This window comes from Agromyces sp. Y558 (genome assembly GCF_059445415.1).
In genome coordinates this window covers 2334807-2354572 of record NZ_JCAIUH010000001.1, presented here as the reverse complement: position 1 = coordinate 2354572, position 19766 = coordinate 2334807, and the positions used below count along the sequence as shown (strand labels likewise).

At 68.2% G+C, this 19766-nt stretch carries 17 protein-coding genes; 5 read left to right on the top strand and 12 right to left on the bottom strand.

Annotated elements, in window-relative coordinates; translation table 11 throughout:
• Window positions 1-65: 65 nt before the first annotated feature.
• From AC1C2T_RS10970 to truB, 5 genes are read right to left on the bottom strand one after another with little or no spacing between them, the layout of a single operon-like run.
• Entirely contained in the window at window positions 66-1280 is a 1215-nt protein-coding gene (locus tag AC1C2T_RS10970) for an MFS transporter (RefSeq protein ID WP_495385278.1), read from the bottom strand.
• A 33-nt stretch (window positions 1281-1313) separates the two neighbouring features.
• Window positions 1314-2246: a bifunctional riboflavin kinase/FAD synthetase gene (locus tag AC1C2T_RS10965; RefSeq protein WP_495362584.1), complete on the bottom strand. Its 933-nt coding sequence runs from the start codon at window positions 2244-2246 to the stop codon at window positions 1314-1316.
• Window positions 2243-2686, bottom strand: a complete 444-nt coding sequence (locus tag AC1C2T_RS10960) for a hypothetical protein (RefSeq protein WP_495362583.1) — start codon at window positions 2684-2686, stop codon at window positions 2243-2245. Before AC1C2T_RS10960 ends, AC1C2T_RS10965 begins: the two co-directional genes overlap by 4 nt.
• 26 nt (window positions 2687-2712) lie before the next feature.
• Window positions 2713-3081: a hypothetical protein gene (locus AC1C2T_RS10955; protein ID WP_495362582.1), complete on the bottom strand. Its 369-nt coding sequence runs from the start codon at window positions 3079-3081 to the stop codon at window positions 2713-2715.
• On the bottom strand, window positions 3078-4013 hold the full coding sequence (gene truB / locus AC1C2T_RS10950; protein WP_495385277.1) for a tRNA pseudouridine(55) synthase TruB: 936 nt from the start codon (window positions 4011-4013) through the stop codon (window positions 3078-3080). Before truB ends, AC1C2T_RS10955 begins: the two co-directional genes overlap by 4 nt.
• Window positions 4014-4097: 84 nt before the next feature.
• Here truB and AC1C2T_RS10945 point away from each other — a divergent pair, with 84 nt between their 5' ends.
• Window positions 4098-5093 (top strand): ketopantoate reductase family protein, encoded by a 996-nt coding sequence (locus AC1C2T_RS10945; RefSeq protein ID WP_495385276.1) that lies wholly within the window; start codon window positions 4098-4100, stop codon window positions 5091-5093.
• A 149-nt stretch (window positions 5094-5242) separates the two neighbouring features.
• Here AC1C2T_RS10945 and AC1C2T_RS10940 read toward each other — a convergent pair whose 3' ends face one another.
• Window positions 5243-7366 carry a hypothetical protein gene (locus tag AC1C2T_RS10940; RefSeq protein ID WP_495385275.1) on the bottom strand — a complete coding sequence of 708 codons (2124 nt, stop codon included), beginning with the start codon at window positions 7364-7366 and terminating at the stop codon, window positions 5243-5245.
• A 276-nt stretch (window positions 7367-7642) separates the two neighbouring features.
• Complete coding sequence (locus AC1C2T_RS10935) at window positions 7643-8245, bottom strand: nucleoside/nucleotide kinase family protein (protein WP_495362578.1); 603 nt, start codon at window positions 8243-8245, stop codon at window positions 7643-7645.
• A 47-nt stretch (window positions 8246-8292) separates the two neighbouring features.
• Between AC1C2T_RS10935 and AC1C2T_RS10930 the strand changes: the two genes are divergently transcribed.
• Window positions 8293-9183 (top strand): HhH-GPD family protein, encoded by an 891-nt coding sequence (locus AC1C2T_RS10930; protein ID WP_495385274.1) that lies wholly within the window; start codon window positions 8293-8295, stop codon window positions 9181-9183.
• 38 nt (window positions 9184-9221) lie between these two features.
• Here the strand turns inward: AC1C2T_RS10930 and rbfA are convergent, their stop codons facing one another.
• The 4 genes from rbfA to nusA all read right to left on the bottom strand — a co-directional run bounded on the left by rbfA (window position 9222) and on the right by nusA (window position 14100).
• Complete coding sequence (gene rbfA / locus AC1C2T_RS10925; protein ID WP_495362576.1) at window positions 9222-9722, bottom strand: 30S ribosome-binding factor RbfA; 501 nt, start codon at window positions 9720-9722, stop codon at window positions 9222-9224.
• A 119-nt stretch (window positions 9723-9841) separates the two neighbouring features.
• Window positions 9842-12679: a translation initiation factor IF-2 gene (gene infB / locus AC1C2T_RS10920; RefSeq protein ID WP_495385273.1), complete on the bottom strand. Its 2838-nt coding sequence runs from the start codon at window positions 12677-12679 to the stop codon at window positions 9842-9844.
• Window positions 12680-12762: 83 nt separating this feature from the next.
• Window positions 12763-13023: a YlxR family protein gene (locus AC1C2T_RS10915; protein WP_495362574.1), complete on the bottom strand. Its 261-nt coding sequence runs from the start codon at window positions 13021-13023 to the stop codon at window positions 12763-12765.
• 78 nt (window positions 13024-13101) lie between these two features.
• Window positions 13102-14100, bottom strand: coding sequence for a transcription termination factor NusA (nusA, locus tag AC1C2T_RS10910; protein ID WP_495362573.1), 999 nt, complete (start codon window positions 14098-14100; stop codon window positions 13102-13104).
• Between the two features lie 113 nt (window positions 14101-14213).
• Here nusA and AC1C2T_RS10905 point away from each other — a divergent pair, with 113 nt between their 5' ends.
• Window positions 14214-15713: an alanine/glycine:cation symporter family protein gene (locus AC1C2T_RS10905; protein WP_495362572.1), complete on the top strand. Its 1500-nt coding sequence runs from the start codon at window positions 14214-14216 to the stop codon at window positions 15711-15713.
• 230 nt (window positions 15714-15943) lie between these two features.
• The gene (locus tag AC1C2T_RS10900; RefSeq protein ID WP_495385272.1) at window positions 15944-16414 is read left to right on the top strand and encodes a hypothetical protein; all 471 of its coding nucleotides are present in this window, start codon (window positions 15944-15946) and stop codon (window positions 16412-16414) included.
• A gap of 98 nt (window positions 16415-16512) precedes the next feature.
• Here the strand turns inward: AC1C2T_RS10900 and AC1C2T_RS10895 are convergent, their stop codons facing one another.
• Window positions 16513-18276 (bottom strand): proline--tRNA ligase, encoded by a 1764-nt coding sequence (locus AC1C2T_RS10895; protein WP_495385271.1) that lies wholly within the window; start codon window positions 18274-18276, stop codon window positions 16513-16515.
• A 40-nt stretch (window positions 18277-18316) separates the two neighbouring features.
• On the opposite strand from AC1C2T_RS10895, the gene AC1C2T_RS10890 reads away from it, so the two are divergent.
• Window positions 18317-19756 (top strand): RNB domain-containing ribonuclease, encoded by a 1440-nt coding sequence (locus tag AC1C2T_RS10890; protein ID WP_495362569.1) that lies wholly within the window; start codon window positions 18317-18319, stop codon window positions 19754-19756.
• Window positions 19757-19766: the final 10 nt, after the last annotated feature.

Sequence of the window (19766 nt, the reverse complement as noted above, 5' to 3'; positions counted from 1 at the left end):
AACACTCGCAGGCGATGCTGCTCACATGAGCAGACGGGCAACGGATGGCGCGCGTCCTGCCCCCGTCAGCGCTCGCGTTCGTCCTCGAAGTAGCGCGGACGGGCGACGACCGCACCCGCGATCGCCGCAGGAACGGCTGATGCGAGGAGGAACAGGAGGGGCCAGCTCCACCCGCCCGTCCACTGGTGCAGGAGTCCGACGAGGAGCGGACCGACGGCCACGATGAGATACCCGGCGGACTGCACGAACCCTGAGAGTGCGACCGCCCCCGAATGCGTCCTCGTGCGCAGGTTGATCAGCACGAGGGCGAGCGGGAACAGCAGCGGGCCGGTGCCGGCGAGGGCCACCCAGAGCCAGGTCACCCAGCCCGGCACGAGGAGCAACCCGAGATACCCGGCGACGAGGGTCGAGACGGCGATCGCCGTGAGGAGGCGCACCTTGCCGTACCGGGCCGCGATCAGCGGCACGAGCAGGCCCGCGGGCAGGCCCATCGCCGCGTAGAGCGAGAGCAGTGCGCCGGCCTCCGCCGGTGAGACGCCTGCGATGTCGTGCAGGATCGATGGAAGCCATGCGAAGGCCGCGTAGGCGTTGAACCCCGACACGGCGAACAGGACGGCGAGCGACCAGGCGAGCGGCGATCGCAGCGCATGGCGCAACTGACCGGGGTCAGCCTCTTCCGGCAGCGCCTCGAGTGCCTGACGCTTCGGATGCAGCAGCATCGCCACCCACGGCACGAGCGAGATCACCGCGATGAGCGCCCACTCGCCGAGCGAGACGCGCCACCCCGCGGCATCCGCCACCGGCACTGCGATGAGCGGCGGGGTGAAGGTACTGACCGACATCGCCGTCACGTAGATCGTCGTGACGAGGCCGATGCGATCGGGGAAGTACCGCTTCACGAGGGGCGGCAACAGCACATTGCCGACACCGATCGCGGCGAACGTCAGCGTGCTCGCCGCGACGAGCCAGAGCGCCGAGCCGGCAAGCCCCCGCCCGGCGAGGCCGATCGACAAGGCGACGAGTGCGGCGATGAGCGTCAACTCGAGCCCGAATCGCTTCGCCACCATCGGCGTCAGGATGCCGAACACCGCATAACAGAGCGGCGGCAGCATGCCGAGGAACCCCACGACGGCGGGAGAGAGCGACACCTCGGCCTCGAGTTGCGCCAGAATCGGTGACAGCGACGCCACCGCCGTACGGAGGTTGAAAGCGACGAGCACGATGCCGATGAGGGCGAGGGTTCGACCCGCCAAGAGCGGTCGGGGCGGGAGCGAAGTCATCGCCTCGAGTCTAGGCGCGGCGAGCCTCAGCTCTCAGGCGCCGAGGATGCCGCGAGTGCGCTCCACATCGTCGCGGATCGTGTCGATCAACGCCTCGATGCTCGTGAATGCCACCATGCCGCGAATGCGATCGACGAACTCCACGTCGACGACATGGTCGTAGAGATCGAGTTCGCGATCGAGCACGTACGCCTCGACCTGTTTCTTCGCCACGCCCTCGAACGTCGGGTTGTCGCCGACCGAGATCGCCGCCGGGTAGCGCGTGCCTGCGTCCGTCAGCCATCCGGCATAGACGCCGTCGGCCGGGATCAGGCCCTCGGACTCGGGAGTGAGGTTCGCAGTCGGGAAACCGAGTTCGCGGCCGCGGGCGGCGCCGTGCACGACGATGCCCGAGACCGTTGGTGTGTGACCCAGCAGTTCGGTCGCCCGTCGCACGTCACCCACGGCGAGCAGTTCGCGGATCCACGTCGACGAGACCCGCCGCTCGCCCTCGGGGCGAACGTCGTCGATGACGTCGACCGTGAAGCCGAAGGTCGAACCGAGTTCTTGGAGCAGCGCCACATCGCCGGCGCCGCGAGCGCCGTAGCGGAAGTCGCTGCCGACGAGCACCGCCTTCGCGTCGAGCGCGTCGACGAGCACGCGCTCGACGAACTCCGTCGCCGGCACGGAGGCGAGTGCCCGATCGAACGGCAGCAGCAGAGTCGCGTCGACTCCGGTCGTCGCGAGCAGTTCGAGTTTCTGGCGCACGCTGACGAGCGACTCGGGGCATTTCTCGGGTGCGAGCAGGGCGAGCGGGTTGCGATCGAAAGTGACGACGATCGTCGAGAGGTCACGATCGACGGCGATGTGCCGGGCCCGCTCGATCACGGCACGATGCCCCTGGTGCACGCCGTCGAACTTGCCGATCGTGACGACCGACGGGCCGGTGCCGGCGGGCACCCCGGCCAGTCCCTTGAACGTCTTCACGAGGCATCCGCCCCACGCGTCGGCCGATGCCGGGCGAGCCACCACATGCCGAGCACGGGCAGCACGAGTGGGATGAACAGGTACCCGCGGCCGAACCATGACCAGACCGTGTCGTGCGGGAAGAGTTCGGGCAAGACGATGCTCAACGCTCCGACGACGATGACGCCCGTGAACTCGAACGCGATCGTCGCCCACGCGACGCGGTACCACGCGACTCCCGGAAGGATCAGTGCGGCCGTCGCCACGACGTAGACGACCGCCGCGAGCGCCGAGAGCGCGTACGCGAGCGGCGCCTCGTCGAACTTCGACGCGATCTGCACGAACGAACGCCCGATCGCCGCGAGCGCGAGCACACCGTAGACGGCCACGAGCACGCGCCCGATGCCGCTCATCCGCCGGCTCTGTTGCACCTCGGGCCGGGCACTGCGCACGTCACTCATTTCGTTCGATTCTCTCAGACCTGTGTTCACGCCTGCTGCACGGTCCAGATCTGCAGCATGCGGTAGACCATGACCGCGACCGCGAGCGCAGCGACGCCGAGAATCACGGTCGACCAACGATTGCGTTCCAGCAGCGCCCAGAACGCGGCGGCAGGCGGCAGCAGAAGGGCTCCGACGAGGTAGGTGTAGAACTCGAGCAGACTCCCGGTCGGATCGTTGCCGAACGCGGGCGCGGCGATCGCGACGACGAGTTGTGCGACGAGCAGAAGTTCGATGAGGGCGAGCGCGCCGATCGTGAGGTCGCCCGGCACGCGCCCGGCCAGACCCAGGACGATGCCGAGCAGCCCCGCGGCGACGGCGACGGCGAGCAGCACCCAGGTGAACCACTCGATCATGCGCCGACCTCCTGCGACTCGGCGGGCGGGAAGCCTGTGACGACCTTCAGCTGCCGGCCGCGAGGCTCGACGATCGCGACGAGGTGGTCTTCGGGATCGATGGCCGCGAGCACCGCGGGCAGTTCGATTGCGGGGTCGGATGCCGCGAGCCCGTCGACCGCCGCGATGTCGATACGTTTCCCGTGCCCGAGGTCGATGGCCTGCTGTTCGGTCAGTGCTACGACGGGCAGCGCGCGCCGCGCGGCATCCGCTGGACTCATCATCGAGTTCGCCACGTCGAAGCCGTCGAGCTCGCCGGCCTCGTCGACGCCGAACCGGCCGATGCGCGTGCGACGCAGCGCCGTCAGGTGCCCGCCCGTGCCGAGGGTCGCGCCGAGGTCGCGGGCGAGCGCCCTCACGTACGTGCCCGAGGAGCACTCGACGCGCACATCGACGTCGAGGTATGCGTCACCCGAACGGAACGCGAGCACCTCGAAGGCCGAGACGGTGACCCGGCGCGCCGCGAGCTCGACCGTCTCGCCGTCTCGCACCCGTTGGTATGCACGTTTGCCGGCGACCTTCACGGCGCTGACCGCGCTCGGCACCTGCTCGATGTCGCCCGTGAGCGGGGCGATGGCCGCGCGGACCATCTCTTCCGAGACGGCGGCGATGACCTCGGGAGCGGCAGCGGCGAGGGGGTCGCCCTCGGCGTCGTCGGTCGTGGTGTTCCAACCGAGGCGGATGGTGGCCAGGTATTCCTTCTCGAGGCCCACGAGATAGTGCAAGAGGCGCGTCGCCCCGTTCACGCCGAGCACGAGGAGGCCTGTGGCCATCGGGTCGAGCGTGCCCGCGTGCCCGATCTTGCGGGTGCCGGCGAGGCGACGCATGCGTGAGACGACGTCGTGGCTCGTGATTCCCTGCGGCTTGTCGACGAGGAGTATGCCGCTGTTCACGCCGTACAGGCTAACAGCCGCGCGCCGCTCCCCCGTGCCGCGCCCCCGGCGACGCGGCCCATGCCGCCCATCTACGCTGGGACGGTGAGAATCGGCATCATCGGCGCGGGCGCACTCGGCGGCACGTTCGCCGCGCTCCTCGCGCGAGCAGGGCACGACGTGGAGGTCACCGCGCGCGGTGCGGGCCTCGACGCGATCCGCGCCTCCGGCATCAGCCTGAGCGGTGGATACGGCGACGTGCACGCACGGGTCGCCGCCGGTGAGCGACTCTCGGTTGCGCCCGAACTCGTGCTCGTGTGCACGAAAGCACAAGACGCGGCCGCCGCTATCGAATCCAACGCCGACCTCGTCGACGGAGTTCCCGTCGTCGTCGTGCAGAACGGCCTCGACGGGGTCGCGACCGCCACTCGCCTGCTCCCCCGCTCCTCCTGCATGGGGTTGCTGTCGATCATCGCCGCCAACTACACCGAGCCCGGCGTCGTGCGCGTCACCACCTCGGCGACGAGCTACCTCGGGCGCGGTGACGGACCGGCCGACGCCGAGTGCACGCGCATCGCGGCCGTGCTCTCCGAAGCGGTGCCGGTTGTCGCGATCGGCGGGTTCCGCGGCGCGCAATGGACGAAACTCGTCGTCAACATGCTGAACGCCGTGCCCGCGATCGTCGGGCGCAGCGTGCAGGACGTCGTCGACGATCGGCGCCTGCGGCGCGTCGTCACGGCTTCGATGCGAGAGACCGTGCGCATCGGCATCGCGCGCGACGTGCGCTTCGGCGCCCTGCAGGGGCTCAGCAACGGGCGGTTGCGGCTCTTCGCCCGTATGCCGCTCGCGGTCGGCCAGGTGCTTCCGTGGCTCATGCGCGTGCGCATGGGCAGGGTGCCGAATCTCGGCTCCACCCAGCAGAGCGTGCGCCGCGGGCAGCCGACCGAGGTGGACTTCTTGAACGGGGCCGTCGTGCGAGAGGCATCCATCGCGGGCCTCGACGCTCCGGTCAACCGGGCTCTCACCGCGCTCGTGCACGAGGTCGAGCAACGCGGCGAGTCGTTGTCGGCTGAGCGGGTGCTCGCAGACGTTCCCGTTTGACGCGACGGATGTCACGATCCGGCTGATCCACGGATGTCGCGAGCGGGCCCCGACGACGGATGCCGTGGATCGGCGACCCTCGTGATGAACGCGCATGACACGACGAAGGGGGCCCGGCGAACCGGGCCCCCTCAGTGTGCGTCAGTTGATCAGGCGCGCTTGCGTCGGATTCGCGCGATCACGAGGAACGCGAGTCCGGCGACCACGATGATGCCCGCGACGATCGCGATCGTCGTGCCCGCGAAGCCGGTGCTCGCAAGCCCGGTGCCGTCGGAGGCGGCGGGTGTGCTGTCACCGCCGGAGCCCTTCGGGCCGGTAGCGCACTCGGGAGTGGCTGCCGGGTACGAGATCGCCACGGCGAGCTCGGGGTTCACGACGATCGTCGCGTCGATGTCGCCTCGGGTCCACGCGAAGTTGTCGTCGACCTCGACCCACTGGTTGCCGACCTGGGCCCAGCCCGGCCAACCGGTCGGCGTGACGCCGTCGGCGGCGACCGTGGCGCCGGGCCACAGCACCTTGCCGTCGAGCTGGCCGCCGTCGAGCTCGCCGAGCTCGATCGTCTCGGTGTTCGTACCGTCGGTCAGCACGAGTGAAGCGGTGTTGCCGGTCGACTGCTCGTCGGGGTCGATGAGCTCGATGTCGAACAGGATCCACGGGGCATTCGCCTCGCAGACGCCGGTCGCGACCGAGCCGTTGAGGCTCGGCTCGATGCAGTCGGCGTCAGAGTACGAGAAGATCCAGGTGAAGGGGCCGCTCGTGGGGAAGGTGTAGCCGGGCTGCGCCGTGGCCGTCACCGTGATCTCACCGTCGACTCGCTCCGAGTTCCAGTCGATCGTCTCGGTGTCGGTCGGAACCTCCAGCTTCTCGTTCTCAGGACCGCAGGTGTCTTCGAACGTCGGCTCGCCGACGAGGGCGATCACGCAGGGGCTGTCGTCGACCGTGAAGGTCCAGACATTCTTCGCGCCCTCGGGGAACTTCGAGCCGGGCTTCGCCGTGGCAGTCACTGTGATCTCGCCGTCGACCTCTTCCGAGCTCCAGTCGATCGTGTCGGTGTCGGTCGGAACCGTCAACTTCTCGTTGTCGGGACCGCAGGTGTCTTCGAACGTCGGCACCCCGACGACCCCGATGACGCACGGCTCATCATTGATGGTGTAGGTCCACGACGTGGTCGCGCCCTCGGGGAAGGCGTGGCCCGGCTTCGCGGTCGCAGTCACCGTGATGACACCGTCGACCTCTTCCGAGCTCCAGTCGATCGTGTCGGTGTCGGCAGGAACCGTCAGCTTCTCGTTGTCGGGACCGCACGTGTCGGCGAACGACGGCGCGCCGACGACCGGAATCACGCACGGCTCGTCGTTGACCGTGAAGGTCCACGTCGTGGTCGTGTCGTAGGGGAACGTGTAGCCCGGCTTCGCGGTCGCGGTCACCGTGATGACACCGTCGACCTCTTCCGAGCTCCAGTCGATCGTGTCGGTGTCAGCAGGAACCGTCAGCGTCTCGTTGTCGGGACCGCACGTGTCGGCGAACGACGGTGCACCGACGACCGGGATGATGCACGGATTGTCGTTGATCGTGAACGTCCACGACGTCTTCGCGTTCTTCTTGAATACGTAGCCCGGCTTCGCCGTCGCAGTCACCGTGATGACGCCGTTCGCCTCGACCGAGTTCCAGTCGATCTTCTTCGTGTCTTCGGGAAGCGTCAGCTTCTCGTTGTCGGGTCCGCACATGTCGGAGAAGCTCGGCGCGCCCTCGACGGGGATCTCCGTGGGCGTCTTGCCGCAATCGCCCTTGAGGTTCTCAACACGACCGTCGGAGCCCTTGCTGAAATCGTCGGCCCACTTCGTGTAGGCGTAGATCCACGGCCCTGTCTTCGTCGTGCCCGGCAGGTGCTCGGTGCCGAGCGTGATCGTCTTGTTGCCCGTCGTCGTGATCGGGCCGCGATCCATGCCGTTCGCGTTCTTCGGCGTCCCGTCGAAGCCGGTGTCGCCGACGCGCCACTTCGTCGTGCCCGTGTTCCCGTTCGACACGTTCGACAGCTTCAGGGTGTAAGTCACGTCGTACTCGCCGGTGACGGTGTTGCACTCGGCGTTTGCCTTGAGGTCGCCTGTGTGCGCGCTCGCGGGCGCCGCCACGCCGACGAGGGCGAGTCCCGCACCGAGGACGACGGCGGTGACCGCCGCGGCGATGCGTCGCAGCGGATTCCGGGATGTCGTGCGCTGGCGCGCACCGGCATCCCCGTGGGCAGCGTGCGCCTCTGCGGCGCGGGGCTTGCTCATTCGGGTTTCTCCATCGGTCTGGCCCGGCTGGGTCAGCGAATCCGAGGGATGACGAAGGGCGCGTTCGGGGCGCACAGCAGAGTCGACGGGCACGGACGTGCTCGTCGACTGGCGTCGGGTGTTTCGGGTGGTGCGATCGGGTTCGCGAAGCCGGGAGGGCTGGCAGTGTCACCATTATGGCGCCTCAGAGGAGGACTGACCATGAATTCTTCGAATTCGGGCCGAAAATGGCACCCGAATGGGGGACGCCGGTCATTCCGACATCGTCTGGTGGCCTCAGCAGCTGTCGAAGAACCGGCGACGCGGGTGTTCGGGGTCGCTGTTGTCGACGACGATGGATGCCACGAGACGCGGGTCGGCCTCGGCATACGCGATCTCGTCGGCGGGGTCGACGGGCTCGCCGTCGAGGGCGATGCGTACGTCCCAGAGCCCGGCAAGTCGTTGCCGCAGGAGGAACCGGCCGTCGATCACGAGGATTGCGTCATCGGGGCCGGTGATCCACTTCGGCTCGACCCACGTGTCACGTGCTGGATCGAAGACCCGGGTCACGAACGCGGTCGAACCTCCGAGCCGGAATGGCTCGACGAGCACGCGCCGCAATGCCGACTCGTCGAAGCCGTAGCGGAAGTATCGGGCGGGCGTGTCGTCGCCGAAGACCGCCTGCGCCTCTCTCGAGCGATGGAACCCCTCCATGCTCGCGCGGAACACCGCGTGATCGCGTTCCTCGAGTACCGCTGCGAGATCGTCGCCGAAAGCGGTCTTACCGCTCTGCAGCGGACCGTCGATCGCCACGATCATCCGCCCGCGACCGTGGTGCTGCAGGATCTCATCGGCGATCGAACGGAGGAAGGTGACCCGGGGCGTCGTGACAAGCCGCATGCCCCGAGCCTAGCTCCGTGACATCCGCCTCGCCGTAGGCTGGACGAATGCCCCGCCGCCCGACCGCCGATGTACTCACGCGGCCGGTCATCGACTGGTTCGCGGATGCCGCGAGGCCGCTGCCATGGCGAGCGGCCGAAGTTTCCCCCTGGGCCGTGCTCGTGAGCGAGTTCATGCTGCAGCAGACGCAGGTCGCCCGGGTGGTTCCCCGGTGGCAGGCATGGATCGAGCGCTGGCCGACCGCGGCGGCTCTCGCTGCCGAGCCGCCGTCCGAGGCGGTTCGCGCGTGGGACCGACTCGGCTACCCGCGGCGGGCCCTCTGGCTGCACCGTGCCGCCGTCGAGATCGTCGAGCGGCACGGCGGCGAAGTGCCCGCCGATCTCGACGCCCTCCTCGCACTGCAGGGCATCGGCCCCTACACGGCACGCGCGATCGCTGCGTTCGCATTCGGCGAGCGGGTTCCGGTCGTCGACACCAACACCCGCCGGGTGATCGCACGCGCAGTTCTGGGACACGGCGAGCCGGCCCCGCCATCGACGGCACGCGACCTCGCCGCGATGACTGCACTGCTCCCCCGCGACGCCGCGGATGCGCGTGCCTTCAATGCGGGCGCGATGGAACTCGGCGCTACCGTCTGCACTGCCAGAACGCCGCAGTGCGCGGCATGCCCGATCGCCGACTCGTGCGCATGGCGAGCTGCCGGCTACCCCGCGTATCTGGGGGCGAAGAAGGCCGTGCAGGCGCAGTTCGCCGGCTCCCACCGGCAAGTGCGCGGGCTCGTGATGCGCGAACTCAGAGCTGCGCACCGCCCGGTCTCACGAGTCGAGCTCGCACCGCTCTGGCCCGACGCGGCGCAACTCGATCGCGCCGTCGCCACCCTCGTCGCCGACGGGCTCGCAGTTCACGAGGCTGACGGATACCGTCTGCCTGAGGCCTGACCGGCAGGGCGACGCGCTCGCGGTGGTGACGCGGAACCTCAGCGCGCGGTGCCGGGCTCGTCGTCGTCGGAAGCGTCGAGATCGCTCTCACGCTCGCGGTCGAGCATCTCGTCGTCGAACTCCCGCGGCTTCACGTAGGGGTCTGCCTCGCCCGCGTATTCAGCCGTCGAGGCGAGCTCGGCCGTCTCGGTGTCGCGAGTGCGCGCTTCATGCAGGAGCGCGGCGATGTGCTGGGCGTTCTCGGGGATCGCGTCCGCGATGAACTCGAGCGACGGGGTGAGCCGCGCGGTGATGTTGCGGCCGACCTCGCTGCGGAGCATCCCCGTCGCGGCCTTCAGCGCCTTGGCGGAGTCGTCACGCTCTTCTTCCGTGCCGTACACGGTGTAGAAGATGCTGGCGTGCTGCAGGTCACCCGTGACGCGGACGTCGGTGATGGTGACGAAGCCGAGCCGCGGGTCGCGCAAGCCCTTGTCGAGGCGCTTCGCGACGATCTCCTTGATGCGATCGGCCATCTTCCTGGCCCGTGCCGGATCCGCCATGATGTATCTCCTTTCGTGGCAAGGCCAGAACGGCTTCGCCGCCCTGCCCGCCTCGACCTGAATCGGGGTATGGTCCCCGCTCTTCACCGGAGTGAAGAGCGGGGACCCGATCCCACGAGCTATGCCCGGGGCTTCTCCCGCATTTCGATGGTCTCGATCTCGTCGCCGACCTGGATGTCGTTGAACTTGCCGAGGCCGATACCCGCCTCGAAGTCCGTACGGACCTCGGTGACGTCGTCTTTGAAGCGACGCAGCGATTCGATCGCGAGGTTGTCGCCGACGACGACGCCATCGCGGATGACGCGAGCCTTGGCGTTGCGCGTGATCGTTCCCGATCGCACGATGACACCGGCGATGTTGCCGATCTTCGAGGAGCGGAACACCTCGCGGATCTCGGCGACACCCGACTGCACCTCTTCGAACTCGGGCTTCAGCATGCCCTTCAGCGAGTCCTCGATCTCGTCGATCGCGTTGTAGATCACCGAGTAGAAGCGGATGTCGACGCCCTCACGAGCTGCACGCTCGCGCGCCTTCGTGTCGGGGCGCACGTTGAACCCGACAATGATCGCGTTGTCGATCGTCGCGAGGTTGACGTCGCTCTCGGTGATCGCACCCACACCGCGGTGGAGGATGCGAAGCTGCACCGAGTCGTCGACCTCGATCTTGAGCAGCGACTCTTCGAGCGCCTCGACGGCACCCGAGACGTCACCCTTGATGATGAGGTTGAGCGACTCGACCTTGCCCTCTTCGAGTGCACGGGTGAAGTCTTCGAGCGAGATGCGCTTGCGGGCCTTCGCCAGCTGCGCGTTGCGCTCGGCGGCTTCACGCTTCTCGGCGATCTGACGCGCGGTGCGGTCTTCTTCAGTGACGAGGAAGGTGTCACCGGCGCGCGGGACGCTCGAGAGGCCCTGCACCTGCACGGGTCGCGACGGGGTGGCTTCGAGCACGGCGTCGCCGTTCTCATCGGCCATCGCACGAACGCGGCCGTACGCAGTGCCCGCGACGATCGCATCGCCGACGCGCAGCGTTCCCGACTGGATGAGCACGGTCGCAACTGCACCGCGCCCCTTGTCGAGCTTGGCCTCGATGGCCACACCACGCGCTGCCTTGTTGGGGTTCGCACGCATGTCGAGACCGGCGTCGGCCGTGAGCAGCACGGCATCGAGGAGTTCCTTGATGCCGATGTTCTCGCGAGCCGAGACGTCGACGAACATGACGTCGCCGCCGTACTCCTCGGCGACCAGGCCGAACTCGGTGAGCTGCTGGCGCACCTTGGCGGGATTCGCGTCGGGCTTGTCGATCTTGTTCACCGCGACCACGATCGGCACGTTGGCCGACTGCGCGTGGTTCAAGGCCTCGATCGTCTGCGGCATGATGCCGTCATCCGCCGCGACGACCAGGATCGCGATGTCGGTGACCTGCGCACCACGGGCACGCATGGCGGTGAACGCCTCGTGGCCCGGAGTGTCGATGAAGGTGATCGGGCGATCGATGCCCTCGTGCTCGGCGTGCACCTGGTATGCACCGATGTGCTGGGTGATGCCGCCGGCCTCGCCATCGACGACGTTCGCGTTGCGAATCGCGTCGAGGAGGCGGGTCTTACCGTGGTCGACGTGGCCCATGACGGTCACGACCGGGGGACGCTGCTGGAGCTCTTCGTCGGTCTCGTCCTCGAGCTCCTGGTCGAGGTCGATGTCGAAGCCCTCGAGAAGCTCGCGGTCTTCGTCTTCAGGAGAGACGACCTGGATCTTGTAGCCGAGCTCTTCGCCGAGCACCTGGAAGGTTGCTTCATCGAGCGACTCGGTCGCCGTCGCCATCTCACCGAGGTGGAACAGCACGGTCACGAGCGAACCGGGGTTCGCGTCGATCTTGTCGGCGAAGTCGGAGATCGAGGAGCCGCGCCGGAGCCGGACGACGGTGTTGCCATCGCCACGGGGAACGCTCACGCCGCCGAGCGACGGGGCCTCCCGCATCTCGAACTCTGCCCGCTTCGTCCGCTTCGACTTGCGCGACTTGCTCTTGCCGCCACCGCGGCCGAATGCACCAGCGGTACCGCCGCCGGGGCCACGGCCACGGCCACCGCCACCAGAGGGACGGGGGCCGCCGAAGCCACCACCGGGTGCGCCACCGGGGCGCTGGAAGCCGCCACCGGGTGCGCCACCGGGACGAGCACCTGCACCGCCACCTGCGCCACCTGCGCCACCGGGACGCTGGAAGCCGCCACCGGGACGACCACCACCCGCACCGGCCGGGCGCGGAGCGCCGGGACGCGGTGAACCGGGACGCGGCGCCTGCGGGCGGGGGATGTTGCCGGGGCTCGGGCGTTGACCCATGCCCTGGGCGCTCGAGAACGGGTTGTTGCCCGGGCGCGGCTGGGCCGGGCGCGAGCCCATGCCCTGCGCGCTCGAGAACGGGTTGTTGCCGGGGCGCGGGGTACCGGCACCGGGACGCGGAGCCCCGGGACGCGGGGCCGTGCTGGCAGAAGCCGGCGCACCGGACGGCGCGGCGACATCGGTTTCGGTCGAAGCGGCCGCCGGAGCATCCGACGACTTCTCGGCCGCGGCCTGCGCGGCTCGCTCTTCGGCCTGCGCCTGACGCTCGGCGACCGTGAGCGGCACCTCGGCGACGGGAGCGACCTCAGCTTCGGGGGCCGCCGCGGGCGCAGGAGCTTCTGCGGGCGCCTCAGGGGCGGCCGGGCGCTTCGGAGCGGGCTTGGGGCCCGGCTTCGCGCCGGGCTTGGCTCCGGTCGCTGCGGGAGCGGGAGCGGCGGCGGGCGCTGCGGCCCGGGCCGCGCTTGCGGCCTCGAGCGCGGCCTTCAGCCGCCGAGCGACGGGGGGTTCGATGGACGACGAGGGTCCCTTGACGTACTCGCCCATCTCCTTGAGCTTCTCAAGGGCGATCTTGCTGTCGACACCGAGTTCGCTTGCGATCTCGTGTACGCGTGGTTTGGCAGCCACTTCTCTCCTGTTCCGGGTCCGACCCCGGACAGGGGCAGACCATCAATGACGGACGGGTCTCATTTCGAGCCGCTCATGAGTCGTTACTCATTAGTGATCACGCCGTTCAGCCTGTTCTCTACGTTGCTGGTGTCCACCTCGCCGCGAATGCGGAGTGCACGCCCGAAGGCGTGTCGCCGCACGGCGAGCCGGTAGCACTCGAGTGACGGATGCAGCCACGCACCCCTGCCCGGAAGCACAGCCGCATCATCTGCGATGACGTGGGAGTTCTGGGTGACGACCCTCAGAAGCGAGGACCGCGGGGCGCGCGAACGGCATCCGATGCACGTTCTGACGGGTTCCATCTTACACTCTGCGTTGTTCGTCCGCCGACGGCGGCCGTTCGGTGGATATTGGCGTCGGCCGCAGGGCGGCCGTTGGCCTCAGTTCGACTCGAGGACCGAGTCGGGCTGGATGTCGATCTTCGCGCCCGTCAACTTCGCGGCGAGACGGGCGTTCTGACCCTCCTTGCCGATGGCGAGCGAGAGCTGGTAATCGGGAACGAGGGCGCGCACGGCCCGCGTCGACTCGTCGATCACGAACGCGCTCGTGACCTTCGCGGGGCTCAGGGCGCTCGCGACGAACGTCGCGAGGTCATCGTTCCAGTCGACGATGTCGATCTTCTCGGAGCCGAGCTCGGCGGTGACGGCGCGCACGCGCTGTCCGAGTTCGCCGATCGCGGCACCCTTGGCGTTCACGCCGGGCTGCGTGGCGCGCACGGCGATCTTGGTGCGGTGACCGGCCTCGCGGGCGAGCGAAACGATCTCGACGACGCCGGAGGCGATCTCGGGCACCTCGAGGGCGAAGAGCTTGCGCACGAGCGCCGGATGCGTGCGCGACACCGTGATCGACGGGCCTTTCATGCCCTTGGCGACACTCGTCACGTAGACGCGGATGCGCTGGCCGTGCAGGTATTCCTCGCCGGGAACCTGTTCTTCGGGCGGCAGGATCGCCTCGACCGTGCCGAGGTCGATGTGCACCATGCGCGGGTTCGGGCCCTGCTGGATGATGCCGGCGACGATGTCGCCCTCACGCCCGCGGAACTCGCCGAGCACCGCATCGTCGGCGATGTCGCGCAGACGCTGATTGATGACCTGCTTCGCGGCGAACGCGGCGATGCGCCCGAAGTCGCTCGGGGAGTCTTCGGCCTCGCCGATGACGTTGCCCTCTTCGTCGAGCTCGGGAACGTACACCGAGACGTGACCGGTCTTGCGGTCGAGGTGGGCGCGCACACCTTCGGGGTTCGCGTGGCCGTGCTGGTCGGGATGCGTGTGCTTCAAGTACGCCATCAGAATGGCCTGCTCGATGATCTCCACCAGTTCGTCGAATGGGATCTCTTTCTCGCGCTCCATCATCCGCAGCACGCTGAGGTCGATATCCATAACCCGGCCTCCTCTATTCAGCTCTCAAGCCGCTTCCCCTCGGAGCGGACAGGACTCTACGGTACCGGATGTCGCGGCACTCGAGCGGCCACGCAAAGCGCAATACTGAGCACATGCATAGCATCAACGAGTGGGTGCTCGCCGCAGGCGATGCGTTCTGGACGTGGATCGTGCTGCCCGTGGTCGTGGTGCTCGGCGTGTACTTCACCGTACGCTCCGGCGTGGTGCAGTTCCGGCTCATTCCCGAGATGCTCCGCACACTGACAGACAAGACCCCGCGCGACGCCTCGGGCCGGCCGCAGTCGGTCTCCGCATTCCAGGCGTTCACCATCTCCGCGGCCTCGCGCGTCGGCGTCGGCAACATCGCGGGTGTCGGAACGGCGATCGCCGTCGGCGGCCCGGGCGCGATCTTCTGGATGTGGGTCATGGCGTTCATCGGCGGCGCATCGAGCTTCGTCGAGTCGACGCTCGGCCAGCTCTTCAAGGTGCGCGATCGTGACGGCTTCCGCGGTGGCCCGGCGTACTACATGCAACGGGGCCTCCGCGCCCGATGGATGGGCGTGGCCTTTGCGATCGTGCTCATCGTCTGCTTCCCCTTCGCGTTCTCGTCGCTCCAGGCGAACACGATCAGCGCGACGGTCGGCACGACGATCAGCCCCGACGGCGCTCCCGACTGGGTCTCATGGGTCGTCGGCATCGTGCTCGCCGCGCTCATCGGGCTCGTCGTGTTCGGCGGCGTGCGGCGCATCGCCTCGGTGACTCAGGCGGTCGTACCCCTGATGGCACTGCTCTATCTGCTGCTCGGACTCGTCATCGTCGTGATGAATTTCTCGCAGTTTCCCGAGGTCTTCGCCTCGATCTTCACCCAGGCGTTCGGCTACAACGAGGTCATCGGGGCCACGCTCGGCATGATCGTGCTGACCGGCGTGAAACGCGGCATGTTCTCGAACGAAGCCGGGCTCGGCTCGGCTCCGAACGCCGGCGCGAGCGCCGCGGTGACCCACCCGGTCAAGCAGGGACTCGTGCAGACGCTCGGCGTCTACTTCGACACCTTCCTCGTCTGTACGATCACGGCGTTCATCATCCTCGTCTCGAGCCCTGATCTCGAAGGCGCCACCCGCGGCATCGGGCTGACGCAGAATGCGGTCGTCGCGAACCTCGGCGCATGGTCGAGCGTCGTGCTGAGCGTCATCATCTTCCTGCTCGCGTTCAGCTCGATTCTCGGCAACTACTACTACGGCGAGTCCAACATCGAGTTCATCACCCGTCGTCGCTCAGTGCTCGCCGTCTACCGCGTGCTCACAATCGTCGCGATCTTCGTCGGCTCCGTGGCATCCTCTGATCTCATCTGGAACACCGCCGACGGCGTCATGGGCATCATGGCGATCATCAATCTCGTGGCGATCGCGCTGCTGTCGGGCATCGCGTTCAGGTTGCTGCGCGACTACTCGCGGCAACGCAGGGCAGGGCTGAACCCGGTCTTCACCCGCGATCTCCTGCCGGACGTCAGCGGCATCGAGTGCTGGGAAGACGCGCAGAGCGTCACCGGGCCCGTCGACTCCGCGAGGCTCCGCCACGAGGCCGACAAGCACCGCGACCACCTGCACGGCTGAGGCGCGCGGCGGGTCGCCTGAGAGCTGCAACTCGGGCTTGATCCTCTGCTTCGTGCCCTCGGCTCATCCGGCAGGTCACGATTCGGTTACTGCTGTTGACGACACCAACCCATGACCGCTTCGGTGTGGCAATGACATTAACACTTAATAAGAAAGATCTCACTCTGCGACGTATCATCCTCGCAAGCGCGGCAGTGCTGGTAGCAACTCTGATGAGCTCAGGAACGGCAATGGCCGCCGACAGCTGGCACGACGTGCAGGAGCCATGGGAGTCGGTGACCGAGCCGGACGTGACTCGGGCACCCGCTGCTCGCTACTGCGGCGACTTCGACCTCGAGACGCGCACGTTGCAGCAGGGAGTCCGTGGCCGGGTGCTCTCGCGATGGGAGAACGGAAATGTCCGAGAGCAGGAGTACCTCGGCCCTTACATCGTCGAAGCGGTCAATGTCGAGACCGGAGCGTCGAAGCGGTACAACATCAGCGGCCACGCGACCTACACGTTCTCCGAGGCGGGAGCCCTGCAGACGGTCGACGTCAATGGCCCATTCGCCCTGGGCTGGCCGGTCGGGAGCGCTCCGGACCTGCCGAATGGCTACTACTACGTGACCGGCCGGCACATCGTGTCGTTCGCGGCCACCGGGATCCGCTCGATGGAGCTCAACCACGGCCGCGAAGAGAACATGTGTGACGCCGTGAGGTGATCGCCCGCCGATTGGTGCCGAATCGATGAACGCCGTGCCTGTGCATCGATTCGGCACCTATTGCGGATACGTCACGGCGAGGCATCCGCTCGCCGGGTTCAGGCGAGTGCCGTGACGACCGCGCCGATCGGCACTTGCGTGCGCTCGCCGCTCGCGCGATCCCACACCTCGACGAGGCCATCGACCACTCCGCGACCGGCGATCACGATCTTCGGGATGCCGATGAGTTCGGCGTCACCGAACTTCACTCCGGGTGAGACCTTCGGGCGGTCGTCGAAGAGCACGTCGTATCCGGATGCCTCGAGCTGCGCCACGATCGTCTCGGCAGCCTCGAACACGGCCGTGTCTTTACCGGCTGCGAGCACGTGCACGTCGAACGGTGCGACGGACGGCGGCCAGATGAGCCCCTTGTCGTCGTTGTTGTCTTCCGCGATGATCGCGAGGATGCGGGTCACCCCGATGCCGTACGAACCCATCGTGACCGTGACGAGCTTGCCGTTCTCGTCGAGCACCTTGAGGCCGAGCACATCTGAGAAGAAGCGACCGAGCTGGAAGACGTGGCCGATCTCCATGCCTCGGGCCAGCTCGACCGGGCCGGAGCCGTCGGGTGCGGGGTCGCCGGCGCGCACGTTCGCAGCCTCGACGGTGCCGTCGGCGACGAAGTCACGACCCGCGACGAGGCCGAACACGTGCTTCTGGTCGGCATTCGCGCCCGTGATCCACTCGGTGCCGTCGACCACGCGGGGGTCGACGAGGTAGCGGATGCCGGTGGCCGACTCTTCACCGAGCACGGCGCCGTCGGCCGACCACGGGCCGATGTAGCCCTTCACGAGGCCGGGGTGCTTCGCGAAGTCCGCGTCGGTCGCGGGCTCGACCACGCCGGGGGCGAACGCCACCTCGACGCGCTTCATCTCGACCTCGCGGTCGCCCGGCAGTCCGATGACGACGACCTCGCGGGCGCCGTCGGCCTGCACGACGGCGAGCACGACGTTCTTCAGCGTGTCCGCTGCGGTCCACTCGCGGCCGTCGGGTCGCGGGTACTCGGCGTTCGCGAGGTCGACGAGCGTCGCGATCGTCGGCGTGTTCGGCGAGTCGAGCACAACAGCGGCGGGCAGACCGTCGAACGGCAGCGCGGGCGGCACGATCGTCTCGAACGCCTCGACGTTGGCCGCATACCCGCCGGCCGAGCGCACGAAGGTGTCTTCGCCCACCGGGGTCGGGTGCAGGAACTCCTCGCTGCGAGCGCCACCCATGAGCCCGTTGTCCGCCTTCACGATCACGTACTCGAGGCCGAGGCGCTGGAAGATCCGCTCGTAGGCGTCGCGCTGATTCTGATAACTGGCGTCGAGACCTTCGTCGGTCACGTCGAACGAGTACGCGTCTTTCATCGTGAACTCGCGGCCGCGCAGGAGGCCCGCGCGAGGGCGTGTCTCGTCTCGGTACTTGTCCTGGATCTGGTAAATGGCGAGTGGAAGATCCTTGTAGGAGGAATAGAGGTCCTTCACCAGCAGCGTGAACATCTCCTCGTGGGTCGGTGCGAGGAGGTAGTCACCACCCTTCCGGTCGTGCATCCGGAAGATGTTGTCGCCATAGCTCTCCCAGCGACCGCTCTGCTCATAGGGCTCGCGCGGCAGCAGCGCAGGGAAGTGCACCTCGTGTGCACCCGCGTTCGTCATCTCCTCGCGGATGATCCCCTCGATCTTCGCCTTCACGCGAAGGCCCAGCGGCAGCCACGCGAAGATGCCCGGCGCCTGGCGGCGGATGTAGCCGGCGCGCACGAGCAGGCGGTGGCTCGTGACCTCGGCATCGGCGGGGTCTTCACGGAGCGTGCGGAGGAAGTAGTTCGTCAGGCGTGTGGGCACCCGACGATTCTAGTTCGGGCGCTCACCCTAGGCTGGGCGCATGACAGCACGACGCCATCATGTCGCCGTCTCCGCCGCGCAGAGCGAACTCGCCACGGCACTCGCAGAGCTCCGCGATGAGCTCGAGCTGCCCGCCGTCTTCCCGCCGGAGGTCGACGCCGAGGCATCCGCGACGCTCACCTCGACACCGCCGCCCGAGGGTGATCTTCGCGAGATCGAGTTCGTCACGATCGACCCGCCCGGTTCGACCGATCTCGACCAGGCGTTGCACATCGCGCGCAAGACCGCCGGTTTCATCGTGCACTATGCGATCGCGGATGTCCCGGGCTGGGTGCGCCCCGACGGTGCCGTCGACCACGAGGCCAGACGCCGAGGTCAGACGCTGTACGCCGCCGACGGGCGAGTGCCGCTGCATCCGCCCGTGCTCAGCGAGGACCGTTCCTCGCTCCTGCCCGACGCCGACCGCAGCGCGTTCGTGTGGTCGTTCGAACTCGACCGGCACGGCGTGGTCACCGGCACACAGCTCGCTCGCGCAACAGTGCGCTCGCGCGAACAGTTGACCTACGACGACGCGCAAGCGCGCATCGATGCAGGTGACGGGGGCTCATCGCTCACCCTCCTCCGCGAGGTCGGGCTCCTGCGCATCGAGCTCGAGCGCGCCCGCGGCGGCGCCAGCCTCAACTCTCCCGACGAGGAGATCGTGCGCACGCCCGACGGCGGCTACGCCCTCGAACGCCGACACCCGCTGCCGGTCGAGGAGTGGAACGCGCAGCTCTCCCTCATGACCGGCATGGCCGCAGCAGAGCTCATGATCGGTGCGCGCATCGGCATACTCCGCACGATGCCGAAGCCGACCGAGGATCGAATCGCCGCATTCCGCATTCAGACGCAGGCGCTCGGGCGACCATGGCCCGAGACGATCTCGTACGGCGAATACCTTCGCGGGCTCGACCGGGATGATCCCGTCTCGCTCGCGGTGATGCAGGTGGCGTCCGGACTCTTCCGTGGTGCGGGCTATGTCGTGATCGATGGTGCGATTCCGCCCGATCCGATGCAATCGGCGATCGCTGCGCCCTACGCGCACGTCACCGCGCCACTGCGCCGCCTCGTCGATCGGTGGGCGCTCGTCGTGTGCGAAGCGGTCAGCTCCCGCCGCGAGGTACCCGAATGGGCTCGCTCATCGCTCGCCTCGCTCCCGTCGCTCATGGGTGCGTCGTCGCAGCGGGCGAGTCAGCTCGACGCGGCATCCGTGGCCCGGGTGGAGGCCGCCGTGCTGCACGGGCACATCGGGGAACGCTTCACTGTGACGGTGCTCGAGGTGCGCGGTGAGAACGCCGTGATCCAGCTCGCGGAGCCCGCCGTCTCGGCAACGTGCCCAGCGCCGGCGGGAGTGCGCGCCGGCACGGAACTCGACGTCGTGCTGGAGTCGGCCGACATCCGCGCGGGCGCAGTGCAGTTCCGAGTCGCCGACGCGGCCTGACGTCGGAGCG